Origin of the sequence: Microbulbifer sp. ARAS458-1 (assembly GCF_045348205.1) — a bacterium.
GTDB lineage: Bacteria > Pseudomonadota > Gammaproteobacteria > Pseudomonadales > Cellvibrionaceae > Microbulbifer.
Window position 1 is genome coordinate 376,603 of sequence record NZ_CP155838.1, and the last position, 16,852, is coordinate 393,454.

The following is a 16,852-nucleotide window of genomic DNA, read 5'->3' on the forward strand; positions in this document are numbered from 1 at the left end:
GATGTACTGACTACAAACAGCTATGAATCATGCCGACGGCAGCGCTTCATCAGGCGACATCTGATCGGCACTCAAACTGATATATACCGGCTCACTGGTCTCGGGCTCTGTGGACATATGTGTATTCCAGCCGAGCAGAGGCTGTGTTGCCGCCTGATCGGACAACTGCACCGGTGCGACATCGTCGGTGAATAGGGTCGCAGAGATTTCAAAATCCATCTCTACGCCTGCACTTAGCTGGATGAAAGACTTCAACGCTTCCAGCTTACGCCCACCGGGAGCCATGGCCATGTGCGTGTCGTAATCCATCGGTTCGATCACTACACGAAATTTATTCTGCGCCTGGAAACAGCGTGTCCCCATGATGGTATCAACACCCAGGCGGTTATTAACCCCAAGAGGTTGCTCCGCACACGGCAGTCGCGTAAGTACATCCTCGGGTAACTCATCCCATTGCCCCTGGAACTGCTCGATGGACACATTGAGACCAAAAAACTGCCGTATCATCTGCGCAAGCCCCGTGGCGGAACACTGTTGACGGCCCAAGTGTCCGGCCAGGCCCAGCAGTGCGTCGTCTGGAATAGGCAGACGGTACCGCATTTCACTGGTACCCAGGCCCGCAACCGACGCGATGACCTGAGAGAACAGATCCGGCTCTTTGTCACGCCGCAGGCGCGATTGCTCGTAGTTCACGGGCAGCTGATATTTCTGCCAGGCACGATATAGCAGCGACACATGTCGATGATTGAAGATATCGAGAAAATCTTTTAGAGCAGCATTCTTCTCTTTTAACTCCTGCTGCACTACCTCGGTCATAAAGTACGGCAGTACGCCCTGACTGCCGATCAGGCCCGTAAAACCGACTTCCATCTCCCACTTTTCAGCGTCGGTATCACTACCCTTTGCACCACCCGACGCCGATCGACGATGTAGCTTCAGAATATCGGCACTGATAAAAGACAGTGATGACTGCGACTTGAAGCGCAGAAATTCTCGTGAAGGTGGTGTGGCTGTACCAAGCCGACCAGAGCCGTAGGGTGAATCCTTACCCGGTGCGAGAATCGCAGACTCGAGAAGCCGCACCGCCTGATAAAACTCGAATCGGTAAGGTTCGGAGCGCAGCTGCTCTATTACACCAGTGCTTTGTCGCCTGCGCGCGGTGGCCATCGCTTAAGCTCTCCATCCCGGCCACTCAATTTTGCAATCAACCGGGTAAATGAATTAATCGAACAGTAAAGTCCAAGGAATCGTTCAATCACACTGGCAAACAGTAACGCACTGGTACCCTTGAGCATCATGGAATCCAGAACAATCGTGACCTCTGTGCCTCGACAGAGCACGACGCTGCCATCAATCTGTATGGGCGCGGTAATCGGCCGGGTTTCCATCTTAAGCAGAGCTTCAATCAGATTGCGTGTACTTCCGCTATTGCGGAAATCGTAAAGCCGAAGTATTTCCTTGAAGGCGTCGCAACCACCCTCTCCACTCAGCGATAGATGATTGAGATTCAGGTGCGAAATCAGACGCCAATAGCTACGCTCCCGTCGCGGTGGTCGAAGGGTTTCACTGGGCGGCACCACACAGCTGATCCGTTGCGCTGGCGCATCGCCATCCACAATGGTTAGATAGGGCTGGGCATTGCCGGTAGGTAGCTTTTTTGGCAGGTTTCGGTTGCTGCAGGTGAGCTTCAGATCCAGCGTCTGGCCAGCGGTCTCAAGAGGGCGGAAATCAAGATCCACGAGGCTGATATCAAGCTCAGATGCCAGTTCGTTCCCGTGTTCCCCTTCAATCACATCGCGACGCCGCGCGTACCAGAACGCACTTTGTGCACTACCCGACTGGCTGTGCTGTAGTCCGTAGAAAGGGCGATAGCGCGTTGTATTCCCAGAGGTATCAGTGCCATTGACCTCATCAATGGAATAAATTTCCAGACCGTCGGTACGGCGGACATCCGCAACCACATGGTACTGGTACTGGCGGTGATCCACGGGGATCGGATCCGCACTTTGTTCAAACAGATTGATGACGGGTGTGCAGCCAAGCGCGAACATCTCCTGGGTCATCTGTTTTTCCAGTTCGTCGTGGGTTTCCGACAAATAGAAATACAGGTTCAGGGTATCGCCATAGCGACTATCAATGGCGTCCGCCACGCCGGTGATATCAATAAACTGGAATTTCTCCGGAAAGGTGAAATATTCCGTTAGCAGGCGATAGCCCAGGAAGGCGGTTTCCGGATAAGGCAGCAATCCTTCATCGCTATCGAGCCCAACCTGTTCAATTCGGTTGGCCTCAAGCATTACCGGCGAGGGATCACCTTCCCCATTTGCGACCACCAATTTAACGCACTTCGTCAGCAGCAGGTCATAGAGCTCGCAGATATGGCTGGGAAGTCCCCGCAGAAAAAAGCGCAACGAGTCCGGCGCAAGTTCGGAAAAATGCACTTCGCTGCTAAACGTTTTCAGGGATAGCTTGAGAACACCGTTGGCACCCTGGATATCATTGCACCCCGGCGCGATAAATGGCCGCGGCATCAAGGTTGCAGATTCAACGCGAAACGGCGATACATCAACCGGATAGCAACTGCTAAAACGACAGGTCTGCCCCTGGAAGCTCTCTGTTTCCAACACCAGCTCCTTTTCCAGATGCACGATGGCATCCAGGTCCGGTTCTGCCTCAAACTGGACGATGGCACAGGAGGGTATTGGGCGCAGATAATGTGGATAAAGGGTTTCCAGTACTGCATCGGTAAGTTCAGGGAAATCGTCGTTGAGCTTTTGCTGCACCCGCGCGTTCATATAGGCGAATCCGGACAGCAACCGACCGACCAAGGGATCGTCGACTGTTTCCGCATCGAGCTGCAGTCGGGAAGCGGCGGCGGGGTGCAGGCGCGCAAATTCACCGGCACTCTGCTGTACAAATGCCAGTTCCCGCTCGTATAAATCAATCAGCTTTTCACTCACTACAGGATCTCCGAAACATCCACGAGTTGGGTTACCGGGTTCAGCGTGGAGTCGAACACGATCACCTCGGCAGCGGGATTTACATGCAATACGGCTTCTACACGAAAGCGGATACTGGGGTCTTCCACATCGATCTTTTCCTGAGTGGATACCTTGACCGAGCGAATACGTGGCTCGAAATCGAGTATCGTGCGCTCAATGTCCCGGCAGAATCGTTTACGGCTGTCTGCAGAGGTCAGGTTTACCGTAGAGAGGTCCGGCAAACCATAATTGATATTCGATGCCTCCAGATGTTCGTGCTCTTCCGGGGCTGAAATGCAGCGATACCGGGTATTGAACAGGTATTCAAGATCCCGTCTCACCCCTTCGCGCAACTGACGTAGCACCTGATGGGGACGATGCAGATCTACCCGCTCCGAGGACTCCAACAACCGGTCCAGCAGTGGCGCAATCAGGCGCTTTTCTCTGGCCATCAATTCGCAGCCCCCACGCCGATTTGCGAAAGTGCGGTGGTCAATTTCAACTCGGATACAAGGTGGTCGACGGTATAATGGCTCTTCAGGTGAATAATGCTTTGATAGCTCCCCGCCTTGCCCGGCTCATCGACCACCCGCACACGGGCTTCTCTCAATGGGTAGCGAGCAAGCATCTCCCAGGACAGGTCTTCGCGGCCCGTGGTATATCGATCCATCCAGTGTTGCAGCTGACGCTCGCAATCGGCAGCGTTCATATAGGCTCCAACCTTGTCGCGAATCATGACTTTGATGTAGTGCGCAAACCGGGAGGCACAGAGTATCTGCTGCAGCATACTGCTTATCCGAGCGTTAGCCTGAGCAGCTTTGGAACTGTACTGCTTGGTCTTCTGTAGTGAAGGTACACTGTTAAAGGCGCTATAAGGTGTGTCGTAGCAGTGACACAGGCATATAAAGCCGAGATCACTCAGTTCACGCTCAACGAAATCCGTAACCAGAATCGAGGTCGACATCTTGAGGAACTGTGGTTGACTGTCCACTCCGTAGCCAAGAGCCGGCAGCTGGGTCACCAGACCGCCCCCCAGGTGATCCCGAGCGACACCCCGAATATGGGAGAACCAACCTACCTCATCAAATTCCCGCACCAGCACAGCACCGAGCGCGAAGACACTATTTCCCCATAGATAGTTTTTACTATCTGTCGCCGCTACATCCTCCCGAAAACGCAGCCCGCGGTATGCGGAAAAGCCCTCAGTGTGCGGTTCCCGTATCAGCACCTGCGGTAGGGTGATCCCGATAAAGCGGCTATCCTCAAGATCGCGTAAACTGTTCCAGCGGATGTACTGTTTTTCACGGAAAATCTCGCCGTAATCCATGGGTTTCGCAAGATCGTCATAGCTATCCACACCAAACAGCTGCGGCGTGGCGCTGCAGATAAACGGCGCGAAGGCGGCAGCCGCTGTATGGGCGATTCCCTGTAGCGTGAAAACATCATCGTAGGGGTGACCGTCAAACGGACGATGAGAAATATAGTAGTCACCCAGCAACAGCCCATAAGGCTCTCCACCCGGCGTACCGAATTCTTCGTTGTAGATAAGATGGAAGAAGCCCGACTGATCAAAATCCGGTGCGCGCTCGATATCCCGTGACAAATCTTTCCAACTCAGATCCAGCAGTTTGATCTTGATATTGTCAGCACTCGGCGTCTGCTGGATTAGCAGGGAAAGCCCTCTCCAGCTCGCTTCAAGCCGCTGGAATTTCGGCGCATGGATAATGTGGTTGAGCTGATCACTGATCAGCATATCCAGCTCACTGATGACGCCACTGATCCATTGCCGAACACTGGTGCTGCGCTGTGTATCACCGGCACCACGGGCACTTACCCACAGCTCGAAAGCGAAAAGATCATCAGGTTCGTCAAGAAACTCCTTTAGCCAGTTGGCCTCAAGCGCACTTTCATTGCAATGTACGGACGCGCTGCCGGTAGTTGGGCTGGAATTGACGGCAGACAAGGCGAGAGCTCCCCGGGATCCTTGGGACAGAATTGACAAAAAACAAACACGCCGAACGGGCACAGCAGGGCCGGCAGAAATGCCGGCCCCCTACCTTTAGCCCGCTGAAGGGATATTGGCGACCATGCGCATGGAAGTGGTGAGCTCTTCCATCTGCAGCCACGGTTTCAGATAGGCCACAGCGCTGTAGCAACCAGGCTGTCCGGGGATTTCCTTCACTTCAACACGGGCTTCCGCCAGCGGATACTTGGCCTTCATCTCAGCACTCGCATCCGGGTTGGAATTGGTGTATTGAGAAATCCACTTGTTCAACCAGCGCTCGCAGTCACCGGCTTCCATGAAGGAGCCGACCTTATCCCGTGCCATCACTTTCAGGTAGTGAGCGATACGGGAAGTCGCCATGAGATATGGCAGACGGGCGGAAATGGATGCATTCGCAGTGGCATCCGGATTGTCGAAGACCTTAGGCTTCTGTGCACTCTGGGAACCGAAGAAAACGGAGTAGTCGGTATTCTTGTAGTGGCACAGCGGCAGGAAGCCCTGGGCACTGAGTTCAGCTTCACGGCGGTCGGTAATCCCAATTTCCGTCGGGCACTTTTGATCGAGATCGCCGTCATCGCTTTTGAACACGTGGGTCGGCAAGCCTTCTACCTTACCACCCCCTTCTGCACCGCGAATCGCAGTACACCAGGAGTTCTCTGCAAATGCTTTTGTCATGGTGGTACCCATGACATAGGACGCGTTCATCCAGCAGTACTGGTCGTGCTCTGCCGGTTTTGAAAGACCCGTTTCGTCCACTTCAAATTCTTCAAAGTTGAAGGATTCCACAGGCTTGGTGTTCGCGCCGTAAGGGGTACGAGCCAGAGTACGGGGCATCACCAGGGTGACAAAGCGGGAGTCGTCACTGTCGCGGAAGCTGCGCCATTTGATGTATTCACCGGACTCGAAGATACCACCGAGATCACGGGGTTTCGACAACTCGGTAAAATCGTTAAAGCCAAACATGCCGGCACCGGCAGCAGAAATAAACGGACAGAAACCAGCAGCTGCCACGTTAGACATCTTACTGAGTAACTCGATATCTTCCGGGTGACTGGTGAATTCGAAATCACCGATCATACAACCGAACGGCTCACCACCTGCAGTACCAAACTCTTCTTCATAGATTTTTTTGAAAGTCTGGCTCTGATCGAACTCCACAGCCTTGTCCAGGTCGCGAAACAGTTCGCGCTTGCTGATATTCATCATCCGGATTTTCAACGTTGCACCGGTTTCAGAATTCATCACCAAGTGGTTGAGACCACGCCAGGAGCCTTCCAGTTTCTGGAATTTCTCATCATGAAGAATAGCGGAAAGCTGGCGCGACATCGCCTGATCAATTGCCTGCACAGCCTTATTGATGGTCTGGGTCAGGTTGCGATCCCAGGTCAGGGTGCCCTGCAATGCCTGCTTGGTGAGGTTGGCAATCAGGTCCTGAGCTTCATCCGGCTGGGTCTGCTTGGTGGCCGAAATGGCTTGCTCCAGCAGACTGACGGACTGCTCTTCAACTTCCTGTTCTGCTACGTTTTCAACTTCGGTGCTCATTACGCATCCTCTCCTTTTTCTTCACCGAGGCCAAGCTGCTCAGAGATAGCGCTGACGTTGTCTGTGCTCTTCAGAATATCCTCAAGGACTTTCTCTAACTCCTCTGAGCGATCGGCCTTGCTCAGCAGGTCACGCAGTTTGCTGCGTGCTTCCAGAAGCTGTTTCAGAGGTTCAACCTGGTCGACGATCTGCTCCGGGGAGAAGTCATCCATATGGTTGAAATCCAGGTCTACTGCCATCTTGCTGCCGTCGCCAGCAAGCGTGTTTTCAACCTGAAGATTCAGCTTTGGATTCACCTTGGCCATGACGTCATTGAAATTATCGCGGTCAATCTGAACAAACTTACGCTCTTTCAGTGGTCGACGATTTTCGGTGTTATCACCGGAATAGTCCCCCATCACCCCGGTGACGAATGGAAGCTCTTTTTTTACCTCCGCGCCATTGGTCTCCACATCGTAGGTAATATGGACACGCGGCTTGCGCACACGCTTGAGTTTGTTGTGAATGCTCTCGGACATCGGGGTCTCCTTTCCTCAATTTGGAAATCGTGGGATTAGTCGGGGTTACCAGCTTGGGGCGCCGGTAGAAGCCGGCTCAGATTCAGATTGGTCGGACCAGCTATCGCCACTCTGACTGTCAGGGGCCGGCGCTTGCTCCTCAGGCGCCGCCGCCTGATCGGAGCGCACCGCTGCTGCCGGAGGCGCAACGTAACGCTGGCTGTCACTGCCATCCAACATGACGCCGGTCAGCTGTGAATAGATCGCACGGGACTGGTCATCCGGAAGAAGTTCGGTCATCAACTCGGCCACCGTCATGCGCCCCCAGTTGATTAACCGCTCAAGCCCGGGGGCCAGGGGCGTGTGGGGTTCGTAGGTGCGAAAATAACGGGCGGCCTTCTCCAGCAGCACCAGTGCATCTTCACGAGAAGTAATGGCGCCGTTAGGCGCCGCGATCTGCTGCACCATCGCGGTCACTTGCTGCATTCCCGGCTCCTGTGGTGCTTCACCATCAGGAATCTCCGCGGTTTCGGCAACCGCCGCCAGGGATTCCAGCTGCTCCTGATAGATGAAGCGCGTTGTACGCAGCACCTCATCCAGCAGGCTGCTGATGTTGGAAAAGGGGGGCGCATCGTGGGCACAGTGCCCACGCAATGTTTCATTGATCTGTTTGTAGGTTGTCAGCGTTTCTTCCAGTGTCTCCACCAGATCCTGAGCCCACTGGGGGGCAGCGCTTTTCGAGCACTGTTCAAATTCCCCGAGACCGTAACCAAGCGTTTCAACGCGGGCCGCTTTTGCATCCGGATCGGCGATCTTGTCCGCGTCTCTTGCCTGTTGATACTGGAAGAATGAGAAACCACCGAAATCCCCTTCCGGGGTAATTTCCGCACTACGGATAGGTAGCAAGAGCGTACCGTCCGCGCCATCGCCATTCAGGCCGGTCAGCGGAGCAACCTTGGTTTCAAGACCATCTTCATCGGGCTCAGGATAGAGGTCATCCCAAAACTGCTCTACCAGGCCACTGATCAACACCACACCATCGCGCAGGCCGGCAAACCCGTGCAAACGGATGAGTGCCTCGGTGTACCAGCTTGCCACTTCGAGATCTTTGCTTTTTTCTCGCAAAATCTTTTCTGCGGTTCTGGCGACATCCCGCCACGGTGCCAGCAGGTCGGTATCACTGTCATCAAACATTGCCGAGCGTTCGGCCGCCCGGGCGCTATTGCGCGCATCTTTGATGGTGTAGTAATCGGAAGTGGGTGAGCGATCCTCACGGATATCCTCCCCTTGCGGGCTGTCTGCACTGATCTCCTGCAGTAAACCGTCAATTTCGATCACATTGGCGAATGCCATAGAAATTCCCTTTTCTCGCAATACCCAATCTGGCCAGATAGGCGCAGATCAAAGAAAACTCAATATTCAGTTGAAGGCACAATCATGCCCACATACGCCGCTTACGGCGTGACATCCGACCCACCCTTTCTGCAGGTCTCGCGGACGATCTGACAGTGTTGAAGCTGCCCAAAACACTCACAATCAAGGAGCGCTTTTCCTCGAACTTTTGCGCTTCACACCAGAAAAACTGTGTAAACACCCGGCCATCGCACCGACTGCAAGCCACTAGGTAACGCACCGGAATCGCATCGATGCGTGCGCTGATCTCGCCTACAAATCCCTCAAACCGACCTTGCGCAAACGGCGCCGCGGGACGAATCACTTTTCCACAAATAATCTGACGTGCGCATTGTTGCAGTTGTGCACTACAGTAATCTTTCATTGCAGCAGAGGAATCAAATTGCTGCACAGACTGCCAGAGCACCACACAAAACTCGTTATTTTCGAGATTCCCGGCTTCAATTACCGCACTCTGATTAAGGCCCGGCAGGGCCTGCCAATGGGCTGGCAACTGCAGTGAACAACTACCATCACTGGCAGCCAGCTTCTCTCCCGTTACGCCAGCGGCCCACTCGCTGGAATTTTCCACACCTGCCACTGCGTGACTGGTATTGCCGTCCTGCTGTTCAGTGCCACGAACTTCTGCATGCCAGCCGGCGGCGGCAAAGGCTTTCGCGAGCCGCTCGGCATCCACCGAATGCTCGTACCGCTTTACCACCGATACCCCGGCGGAAAGTAAACGTTTGATCTGATGAAATTCGAGACCAAACCGGCTGGCCAGGTGCGCTATGCCCTCACGTCGGGAATAGCCGTCAAGCAGGCGCCCGGTAAACACAACCTGAAAGTCATTTACTGACATTTCTCTTCCCTGAGTTTTTGCCTCCCAGTCCATGGAGGCTATACAAATGCGGCGGCTCTCAACCCAGCCAGGAATTACCGCAGCGAATGCAGCAACCTGAGCCCAGAAAATCGGGGCCAGGCCAGCCGGTACACACGTACCGATTAAGTAAATTACAAACCATTATTCTATCGAAATTGAATCGGCAAAGAAGCGCATCGGGAAAGCAATTTCCCGAAAATGCGCATTTATATTGGTACGCTCATACCAAGTAATGCAAAAATTACTTCAGTTTTTGTACGGCGCATAATTACACGATATTTCATCGGTGTAATTTACCGCGATTGATTACATTTGCTGCCAAGTGGATCCTTATCAGAACGCTCTCCCCACTCGGCAACTTTACCCCCACGCGCTTCCTACCAGTGATACTCGGGCGCCCCCAGCATCGAGCAGTAGGTAGACGGGTCGGGCAAACCAGCGCATAACATGGAAGTAGCATTCAGGTGCTGTGAGCCCGCACACCACCACAGGCTATAACTGCTGGCATGGGATTTCATCAGGGTTTCCAGAAGCAGGGGATAGCTGTCCTCAACATCATTGCCACCGCTCACTGAAATCAACCCTTGGCTGTCACCAGAGGATTGCAACGTAATACCCCCGTGGGCCTGCGAGACACTTTCTCCAGACCAGACGGGAAAACGCTCGAGAACCTGATCCACGAGAAGTCCATTCTGAAGCGCGTCGACAGAAAGATCCGATAACGCCTGAAACCAGACGCGGTCATCCGTCATCAATGTAAAAGGGTTCACCGAACTGGGTTGCGCAGCCGCTAAAGTGAGGGGGAAGTAACGCCCCACACTGTCGACACTCGGAACCAGAACGCCGACCCAGCTGTGGCCGTCGAGCACACCCGGTGAAAATGCGAAGCGCCAGATCGGGCTGGTAAGATAATAATCCAGCCAACCCTCGCCGATTATTTCCCGAGCGCCATGTACCGCCCGCTGAAGCCATTCGTCCCACGGCGTCACAAAAGAGCCAGGTAGATCCCTCTGTAGGAAGTCGCCGTGCGCAGGCAGTTTGCCGAATATGCCTCTATTCGCCATAAACGAAACCCGCGCTTACAGGACCTGCGGGCAGCGATAAGCCGCCAACAGGTTTTTATCAAATGGGTTATAGGCACTAGACGATCGCACCCGGAATTGCGCCGAGCGCCCTTCTTCGCTAAAGGTAAGCAGATACTCATTACTACTGCGCCCACGAGTCATCTCCGAATTACCCAGCAGACGATACCAGGCCCAATCCCCTTCGAAGTGCTGCCGATGTATCGTCTGATTCAGATCTTCGAAAATAATACGCACACGATTGGACTCACCACCGCGCCAGTCAAGATTGCGACTGGTACGCGGGCCATGCGAGTACGGCACCCGCTGATCGCCCAACTCGAGTGCGAACAGGCGCACACCGGAGTCGAGCTTTGTCGGCTCTATGCGGAATCCGTAACCAGCCTGCTCCCCCTGAGCAAACAGGGTTTTGCGGATAATCTCCGCGCGTTTCAACTGAGTAAGAGAACTCGAGGAAATACCAAGCGTACGCCCTTCCAGAGCGCGCGCCTTCCAGTTGCGCGTATCAATAAAGGGTTTCAGATACTGCTGAACAAACTGTTGCTCGATGCCGCCGGGTTTGAAGTACTCATTAAACAGCAACACTGGCACTTCCTGTTCACTGCGACTTTGCAATGGGAAGCGGTTGGCAAGGCTGCGGCTATATACAGTGTAAACCTGCTCACGCCAGGCGCGATCGACATGACCTTTTGCCTTTGCCATAACCAGTGCCCAGGTATTGTCGGCTACCTGTGTCAGCCAGCGGTCGAAGGGCGCCGGCGCATTGGTGGCCTTGATGCGCAATTGCTTGATCGCGTCACTCGCACCGGAAAAACGCGCTTTGGCCTTGTTGAAGGCCACTTCATTGGCGTCCACACCGCCGTCGATTTCAGCGAGATACTCCTGCACTTTACCGATTGCAGTAAGGTATTCCTGAACCCTCGCCGGGCGGCCCTTCTCACTGCGGGTAAGCCTGTGCAGCTCCTCAAAACGTATATCAACGACCGTGGGCTGATACTGTTCCGCAATCGCATTTGCGGCGCCGCTAACCGCGGCACCACCCAACCGGCGTGTAGTGCTCGATACTGGCAATGGCACGCCATTGGCATCCGCCGGCAGCTCCGGACGCAGCGTCAGTCGAGTATTGTCCGCGGTAATCTCAGAGACTGCGAGCAACGGCGAGTACACCGGATCAGCGAGCTTGGACAGAACGTCAAAAGCCTGAGAGGTGGAGCTGAAGCCCGTCAGCGAGAACCCGGTCAAAAATTGCTGCCAGCGCTGTTGGTACTCCGCAAGATAAATGCGTTTTACATCCTCACCGAGTTGTTCACGGTCTTCTTCACTGAAGTCTTCACCGTCCAGGTCACTTCCGTAGATCCACCGCTCTTCTGCCAGCTTCTGCAGCAATGGGGAGTCCGCACTGAAATCCACTTCCTTGTACCCAGCCTTGGTATACAGATAGGGAATCTGGAACCGGGGGTCCGCCGGATCGACACCGAATAATTGCCGGGTATCCCCACCGACTTCCCCGTACAGGTCAACCCGCGCCTGCCCCAGATCACTGCGCTGCAGCTGACCGTAGAGGCGCTGAGGCACCGGAATCCGGCGCAGTTGCTGCCGGGCACTGGCGACGACACGCTCGTTCGGTGCTCGTCCTTCCGGCAGCGGACGGGAAAACAGGCGTTCAAGGTGGGCAAGCAACTGTTCCTGTTTGGCCGCCTCGCCACTCATACGCTTTGACCAATCCTCAGAGAAATACCCCTTCAGCGTTTCTATATCGCGCTTGTCTTTCTCAAAGAACATCAGATAGGTTTTCAGGGTCGATACCAGAGCCGGGTCGGTACTATCCATCCGTGACAAGTCACGTTCAATGGCGGTCTTCAGTGCGGGCAGGAAAAGGGTATCCAGCTGCTGTTCATACAGTAGATCCGCGGCGTGATCTACGCGATCGTCATACAGGCCCAGGTTATTCAACCAAGGGTGCTCTTCTTTCTGATATACGCGGGAAGCTGAATGGAGATGCTCCAGCTGGTCCAGCGCTTCCGCTGGTGAAAGACGGCGACCGCGCGTTTCGGCCTGCAGCGTTTCAAAACTGCGAATATGGTTCCGTACCTCATTCATATACAGCTTGTTCTGAGCGACGCTGCCGGTCCATAAAAATAGTGCACCGATAAATACCGCGGCTGAACCGACATAAACTGCCCCCCGTAACCAGCGGGTAGCACGCTCGAACTTCCGGTTTACCCCGACAAGCTCCGCCTCCGGAAAAACAACATCTTTCAGCAGGCGATGCAGAAAGTAGCTCTTACCATTACCCTGATGTTTCTGCCCTACATCTCGCTCCAGACCAAAGTCAGCACTGACCGAGGCCATCATACGGTCAATCGGGCTACCTTCCTGAGTGCCACTGGTAAAGTAAATTCCGCGCACCAACGGTACGGTGTCGTAACGATTGGGGCTGAATGCCTGGCGCACAAAGTCCGAGAGCACGCTCTGCAGGCTTTCCATACGCGCGGGAAACCCTTGCAACAGTGCACGCTTTTCAATATTGCGCTCCTGATTCACACGCCACAAGACACGCTGATTGAGCCGGCCAATCAATGCGCGGAACTCACCGACAAACTCGTCCAGCGGCGCTCCGTCGCCTACGCGGGCTTCTTCCGGAAAACTGATGCCCCAGACCTGCTCACGCTCCGCCTGCGACAGGTTGTCAAAAAATTCACTGAAACCCGCCACAAGGTCGCACTTGGTAAAGGTCAGATAAATGGGAAAGCGAACTCCCAGCTGCTGCTGTAATTCGTTAACTCGGGCTCGAATGGTTTTCGCCTGATGCGTACGCTGTTCCGCAGTCTGCACCATCAGGTCCTGCAGACTGATTGCAACCAGCACACCGTTAATCGGGCGGCGACGACGATACTTCTGCAGCAGACTCAGAAATGCCTGCCAGGCGCTGTTGTCATATACCCGATGACTATCCTGTGTAGTGTAACGGCCAGCGGTGTCGATCAACACGGCATCATTGGTAAACCACCAATCGCAATTCCGGGTGCCCCCCACACCGCCAAGAGCCTCTTTGCCGTGACTCTGAGCCAGGGGGAACTCCAGGCCGGAATTCACCAACGCAGTGGTTTTACCGGACCCCGGCGGCCCGATAATGATGTACCAAGGCAATTGATACAGAGAGACCTGACCCTGAGCCGAACGGAATCGTGCTTTGCGCAGCACCTGCATGGCGTCACGAAAACGTTCGGAGAGTGCCTGCAGCTCCTCCTGACTGCGCTCCTGGTCCGGATCGCCAGGAGCCTCGTCCTGCGACGCTTCGATACCCTCGATCAGCGCCTGATTCTGACGCCGCTCAACCAGCCACTGGGCCAGATTCCACACGATCCAGAGCGCGAACATAAAGACGATAATGGCAATGCGCACACCTTTTGACAGGGTCGCGTTTTCACTACCGAACTTGATGTATTCCGCACCAAACCAGATCAATAGAGACAGCGCGATAAGGCCGATCAGGCCGAGCACCCATTTATTGGCAAAAAAATTGGCCAGACGTTTCATGGTAATTTCCAGCTTTCCTTATTTCTGCTCAATCAACGGCGATGCCGTGGTGTCCGAAGTCAGCGCCTGTATTTCTACAGCCACCGGCGTTGCACTCTGATACAGCCACCAGCGGTAACCACTGAAGGTGACCGCGAGCGCACCGAGCACCACACTGGCAATCACCCACAGCGGAACGTACTGGATCAGCCGCGTCTTGCGCTCAACGCATCCCTGCCAGCGGGGAGAAAGGTCACGCTCCATGGGGGGACGGTGACTCTCGATAGTGCGATACAGATTGTCGCGAATCTGATCGAGCTGTTCATAGCCACGGGGAGCAAGACGGTATTTACCCTGAAAACCAAGGCTCAGGCAGAGGTAAAACAATTCCAGCAGCTCGATATGCGATCCCGGTGTTTCCAGCGTGCGCTGCAAGATCAGAAAACATTTCTCGCCACCAAAAGTCTCTTTGTGAAACAGGCTGAGCAACGAGTGCTGGCTCCAGCCACTGGCGGTACCCCAGGGTGTTGTCAGTACCACTTCATCCACCACGGTACATAACAGGTAGCGGGCGGTGAGCACGGTCTCCTGCGGCAACGACAGCTGTTTTGCCTCTCGCTCAAACGACTGAATCTCCCGCGTCAGACGTTTGTGCAGATCCGGCACATTGTTGTGATTCATGGTGGTGCGCAATTTGATGATTGCACCGAGAAGTTTCGACGCTGCCGAAATCAGCGGATTGAGACTATTGCGGATACGCAGGTCCGCAGCCGCGTCTGCAGCGGAAAAGTCTTGCGCGCGCGGACGGGGGCTGGCGGGAGCAGCGGCACCTGGCGTGGGGACCATTACCGTACGATCAGCAGCACCGGGGGTTGAATAAGCGTCGTTACTCATGTCAGTTATTCCTGATTGCCCAGAGTTCCATGGTCATGCCTGGGAATTCCGCCCCCAGGTGTACCGCAAAACCGCCGGAGCGCTGCATTGTCTGCCAGAGCTCACCGGTACGTTCCAGTTCAAAGTAGGTAAAACCCGCATGGTACGGAATCTGGCGCGGTGCCACCGGGAGCGCACGCACGGTGAGCCCCGGCAGCTGTGCCGAGATCAACTCGCGAATGGCCTCCACTGGAGCCACTTTGGCCTGCCCCGGGAAACGACTGCGCAATAGGTCTCCGGGCATATCTGCCTTGGCTGCGAGAATAAAGCTTGCCGTCTTCACCAGTGACGGATCGGTGATTGGCGCTACATAAATACCAAACTTGCGCTGCACCAGGTCCATGGGGATGGCGGTTTGTTCCAATACAGTGGAAAGGGACTGACGCAATGCGGAAAAAAGACCGGTATAACTCTGCTGCAGATTGTCGTGCAGGTAGCGGGGAATTTCCGGCGGGCGTTTATTACCAGCGGTAAAGGTGGAAAGCTCGCCAGCCAGCTGTAGCAGCTCCAGAAATAACGTGTGTGGGTGTAGGCGCGGCTGCCCGGTAATCTGTTTCAACAACGGCTCAAAGCGGTTGATCACCTGCAGCAGCAGGTAGTCAGCGATCTCGGCAGACCCACTGCGCCCACTGTCGCTTAAGCGATGCCCCAGAGCGCTTCCCCGATGGTCCAGGAGGCCTTTTACTTCTTCGATATACGCTTTGATCACTGGGGATGCATCGGCATTCAAAAGCGGCGGGATATATTCCGCATCCAGCTCTACCGGTTTTTCCGGCTGTCGCTCGCGAATGCGCGCAATACCAATCGCCGCATAGCCACTCAGATCTTCACTGCCGAGCTTGAGACAGGTACGCAACTTGCCCACCTGAATACGCGCAGCCTCACCGGAAGTAGAGGCGCTGTTACGTGCATCGAAGTTACAGGCCTGATAGCGGGCTTGAGGAAAATCCTCCTGATCTCTCACAGACTCCTGGCTACCTGGCCGCTTCAATGGAATACACAGATAAACCACTTCGTCCCGCGTATTGACCGGAACATCCAGTACATCGGGTAGGTGCTCATTCTCTGGCGCCAGCATCGGCGTACCATCCGGGAAAATCGCGCTGACACGGGACAGTGACAACTTGCCCATCGCCATAGGCTCGCTATCAATCGCCAGTTCAATCAGACCCCAGGTATAAGGGCCCAGGGCACTGGTACGCGCTTCCAGCATCTGTTCCAGGTAGCGGTCCTGTTGCTGGAAGTGCTGGGGACGCAGAAACATCCCCTCGCTCCAGATCACCTTATTATTCGCCGACATACATTTTCCCTGTTGCGGCGCGAAGCGTGTGCCTCGCGATATGATCAATTAAAAAATCAACGCTTGCCTGACTGCTGTAATTCCCGCAGCTTTTCGTACTCCGCGCTGGAGATGGTTACGGTCTTTCCTTTTTCGTCCCGACTGGCAGCGGCGCGCTGGCGCATATTCAGTGCTTCCGTTGATGCGATGCTTGTTCCGGCAAGGGTAATCGCATAATCGTTTTTACGGTGATCGGTAATCGGCAATAGCATCAGAGCGTCCGCACGCTGGTATTGGACAAACTCGGCAAGCAGACCCAAGTACTTGACCTCCGGCGTGAGAGGCAGCTCCTCAATACGCTGCTCACCGGGTGCGAACTCTTTGAGAATAACGGTATCAATCAGGTCCTTGCCGAGACGGGACTCCGCGCTCTCATACAGGTTCAGAAATTCCTCCCGAGAGAACTGGCGATCATCCGCGAGCATAAACACACGCACCACCACAGGTGACGCGCGACCATCGCTATCCGGATTGACGTCAGACTGTACATCCAGGTTTAGAGCGACACTGGTATCGAAATTCAGGGTGCGACGAGTGGTTTGACAGGAAGACACTGCTACTGCAAGCAGAACCACCAGCAAAAACTGTATGATTTTCTGGGCTTTCACGGCTTACTCCGTTTTTTTTCGCAAAAATTTTCCGGGAATATCGCTTCCCGACATATATCGACAACAGATAC

The 16,852-nt window shown here is 54.6% G+C and carries 13 protein-coding genes; all 13 read right to left on the reverse strand.

Features of this window, described 5'->3' with window-relative positions; genetic code table 11:
- Nucleotides 1-27: 27 nt before the first annotated feature.
- On the reverse strand, nucleotides 28-1,167 hold the full coding sequence (gene tssG / locus AAFH99_RS01415; protein WP_406828462.1) for a type VI secretion system baseplate subunit TssG: 1,140 nt from the start codon (nucleotides 1,165-1,167) through the stop codon (nucleotides 28-30).
- Complete coding sequence (gene tssF, locus AAFH99_RS01420) at nucleotides 1,131-2,960, reverse strand: type VI secretion system baseplate subunit TssF (RefSeq protein ID WP_043319673.1); 1,830 nt, start codon at nucleotides 2,958-2,960, stop codon at nucleotides 1,131-1,133. Before tssF ends, tssG begins: the two co-directional genes overlap by 37 nt.
- Nucleotides 2,960-3,433: a type VI secretion system baseplate subunit TssE gene (gene tssE / locus AAFH99_RS01425; protein WP_043319675.1), complete on the reverse strand. Its 474-nt coding sequence runs from the start codon at nucleotides 3,431-3,433 to the stop codon at nucleotides 2,960-2,962. Before tssE ends, tssF begins: the two co-directional genes overlap by 1 nt.
- On the reverse strand, nucleotides 3,433-4,944 hold the full coding sequence (gene tssC, locus AAFH99_RS01430) for a type VI secretion system contractile sheath large subunit (protein ID WP_081848096.1): 1,512 nt from the start codon (nucleotides 4,942-4,944) through the stop codon (nucleotides 3,433-3,435). The genes tssE and tssC (AAFH99_RS01430) overlap by 1 nt, the downstream gene beginning before the upstream one ends.
- A 96-nt stretch (nucleotides 4,945-5,040) precedes the next feature.
- The gene (gene tssC / locus AAFH99_RS01435; RefSeq protein WP_043319676.1) at nucleotides 5,041-6,528 is read right to left on the reverse strand and encodes a type VI secretion system contractile sheath large subunit; all 1,488 of its coding nucleotides are present in this window, start codon (nucleotides 6,526-6,528) and stop codon (nucleotides 5,041-5,043) included.
- A complete protein-coding gene (gene tssB / locus AAFH99_RS01440; RefSeq protein WP_043319677.1) occupies nucleotides 6,528-7,046 on the reverse strand; it encodes a type VI secretion system contractile sheath small subunit in 519 nt (172 codons plus the stop codon). The genes tssC (AAFH99_RS01435) and tssB overlap by 1 nt, the downstream gene beginning before the upstream one ends.
- Nucleotides 7,047-7,091: 45 nt before the next feature.
- The gene (gene tssA, locus AAFH99_RS01445; RefSeq protein WP_406828463.1) at nucleotides 7,092-8,378 is read right to left on the reverse strand and encodes a type VI secretion system protein TssA; all 1,287 of its coding nucleotides are present in this window, start codon (nucleotides 8,376-8,378) and stop codon (nucleotides 7,092-7,094) included.
- An 82-nt stretch (nucleotides 8,379-8,460) separates the two neighbouring features.
- On the reverse strand, nucleotides 8,461-9,279 hold the full coding sequence (locus AAFH99_RS01450) for a hypothetical protein (protein ID WP_406828464.1): 819 nt from the start codon (nucleotides 9,277-9,279) through the stop codon (nucleotides 8,461-8,463).
- Between the two features lie 398 nt (nucleotides 9,280-9,677).
- Nucleotides 9,678-10,364, reverse strand: a complete 687-nt coding sequence (gene tagF, locus AAFH99_RS01455; RefSeq protein WP_406828465.1) for a type VI secretion system-associated protein TagF — start codon at nucleotides 10,362-10,364, stop codon at nucleotides 9,678-9,680.
- A gap of 15 nt (nucleotides 10,365-10,379) precedes the next feature.
- Nucleotides 10,380-13,922, reverse strand: a complete 3,543-nt coding sequence (gene tssM, locus AAFH99_RS01460) for a type VI secretion system membrane subunit TssM (protein WP_406828466.1) — start codon at nucleotides 13,920-13,922, stop codon at nucleotides 10,380-10,382.
- Nucleotides 13,923-13,940: 18 nt separating this feature from the next.
- Nucleotides 13,941-14,795: a type IVB secretion system protein IcmH/DotU gene (gene icmH, locus AAFH99_RS01465; RefSeq protein WP_406828467.1), complete on the reverse strand. Its 855-nt coding sequence runs from the start codon at nucleotides 14,793-14,795 to the stop codon at nucleotides 13,941-13,943.
- A 1-nt stretch (nucleotide 14,796) separates the two neighbouring features.
- On the reverse strand, nucleotides 14,797-16,134 hold the full coding sequence (gene tssK / locus AAFH99_RS01470) for a type VI secretion system baseplate subunit TssK (RefSeq protein ID WP_043319682.1): 1,338 nt from the start codon (nucleotides 16,132-16,134) through the stop codon (nucleotides 14,797-14,799).
- Between the two features lie 56 nt (nucleotides 16,135-16,190).
- Nucleotides 16,191-16,781 carry a type VI secretion system lipoprotein TssJ gene (gene tssJ, locus AAFH99_RS01475; RefSeq protein WP_406828468.1) on the reverse strand — a complete coding sequence of 197 codons (591 nt, stop codon included), beginning with the start codon at nucleotides 16,779-16,781 and terminating at the stop codon, nucleotides 16,191-16,193.
- Between the last annotated feature and the right edge of the window lie 71 nt (nucleotides 16,782-16,852).

What these genes read in the sequence shown, in the direction of transcription:
- tssG (WP_406828462.1), bottom strand. Translation starts at nt 1,167, where the DNA reads ATGGCCACCGCGCGCAGGCGACAAAGCACTGGTGTAATAGAGCAGCTG.
- tssE (WP_043319675.1), bottom strand. Translation starts at nt 3,433, where the DNA reads ATGGCCAGAGAAAAGCGCCTGATTGCGCCACTGCTGGACCGGTTGTTG.
- tssC (WP_043319676.1), bottom strand. Translation starts at nt 6,528, where the DNA reads ATGAGCACCGAAGTTGAAAACGTAGCAGAACAGGAAGTTGAAGAGCAG.
- tssB (WP_043319677.1), bottom strand. Translation starts at nt 7,046, where the DNA reads ATGTCCGAGAGCATTCACAACAAACTCAAGCGTGTGCGCAAGCCGCGT.
- tssA (WP_406828463.1), bottom strand. Translation starts at nt 8,378, where the DNA reads ATGGCATTCGCCAATGTGATCGAAATTGACGGTTTACTGCAGGAGATC.
- AAFH99_RS01450 (WP_406828464.1), bottom strand. Translation starts at nt 9,279, where the DNA reads ATGTCAGTAAATGACTTTCAGGTTGTGTTTACCGGGCGCCTGCTTGAC.
- tagF (WP_406828465.1), bottom strand. Translation starts at nt 10,364, where the DNA reads ATGGCGAATAGAGGCATATTCGGCAAACTGCCTGCGCACGGCGACTTC.
- tssM (WP_406828466.1), bottom strand. Translation starts at nt 13,922, where the DNA reads ATGAAACGTCTGGCCAATTTTTTTGCCAATAAATGGGTGCTCGGCCTG.
- icmH (WP_406828467.1), bottom strand. Translation starts at nt 14,795, where the DNA reads ATGAGTAACGACGCTTATTCAACCCCCGGTGCTGCTGATCGTACGGTA.
- tssK (WP_043319682.1), bottom strand. Translation starts at nt 16,134, where the DNA reads ATGTCGGCGAATAATAAGGTGATCTGGAGCGAGGGGATGTTTCTGCGT.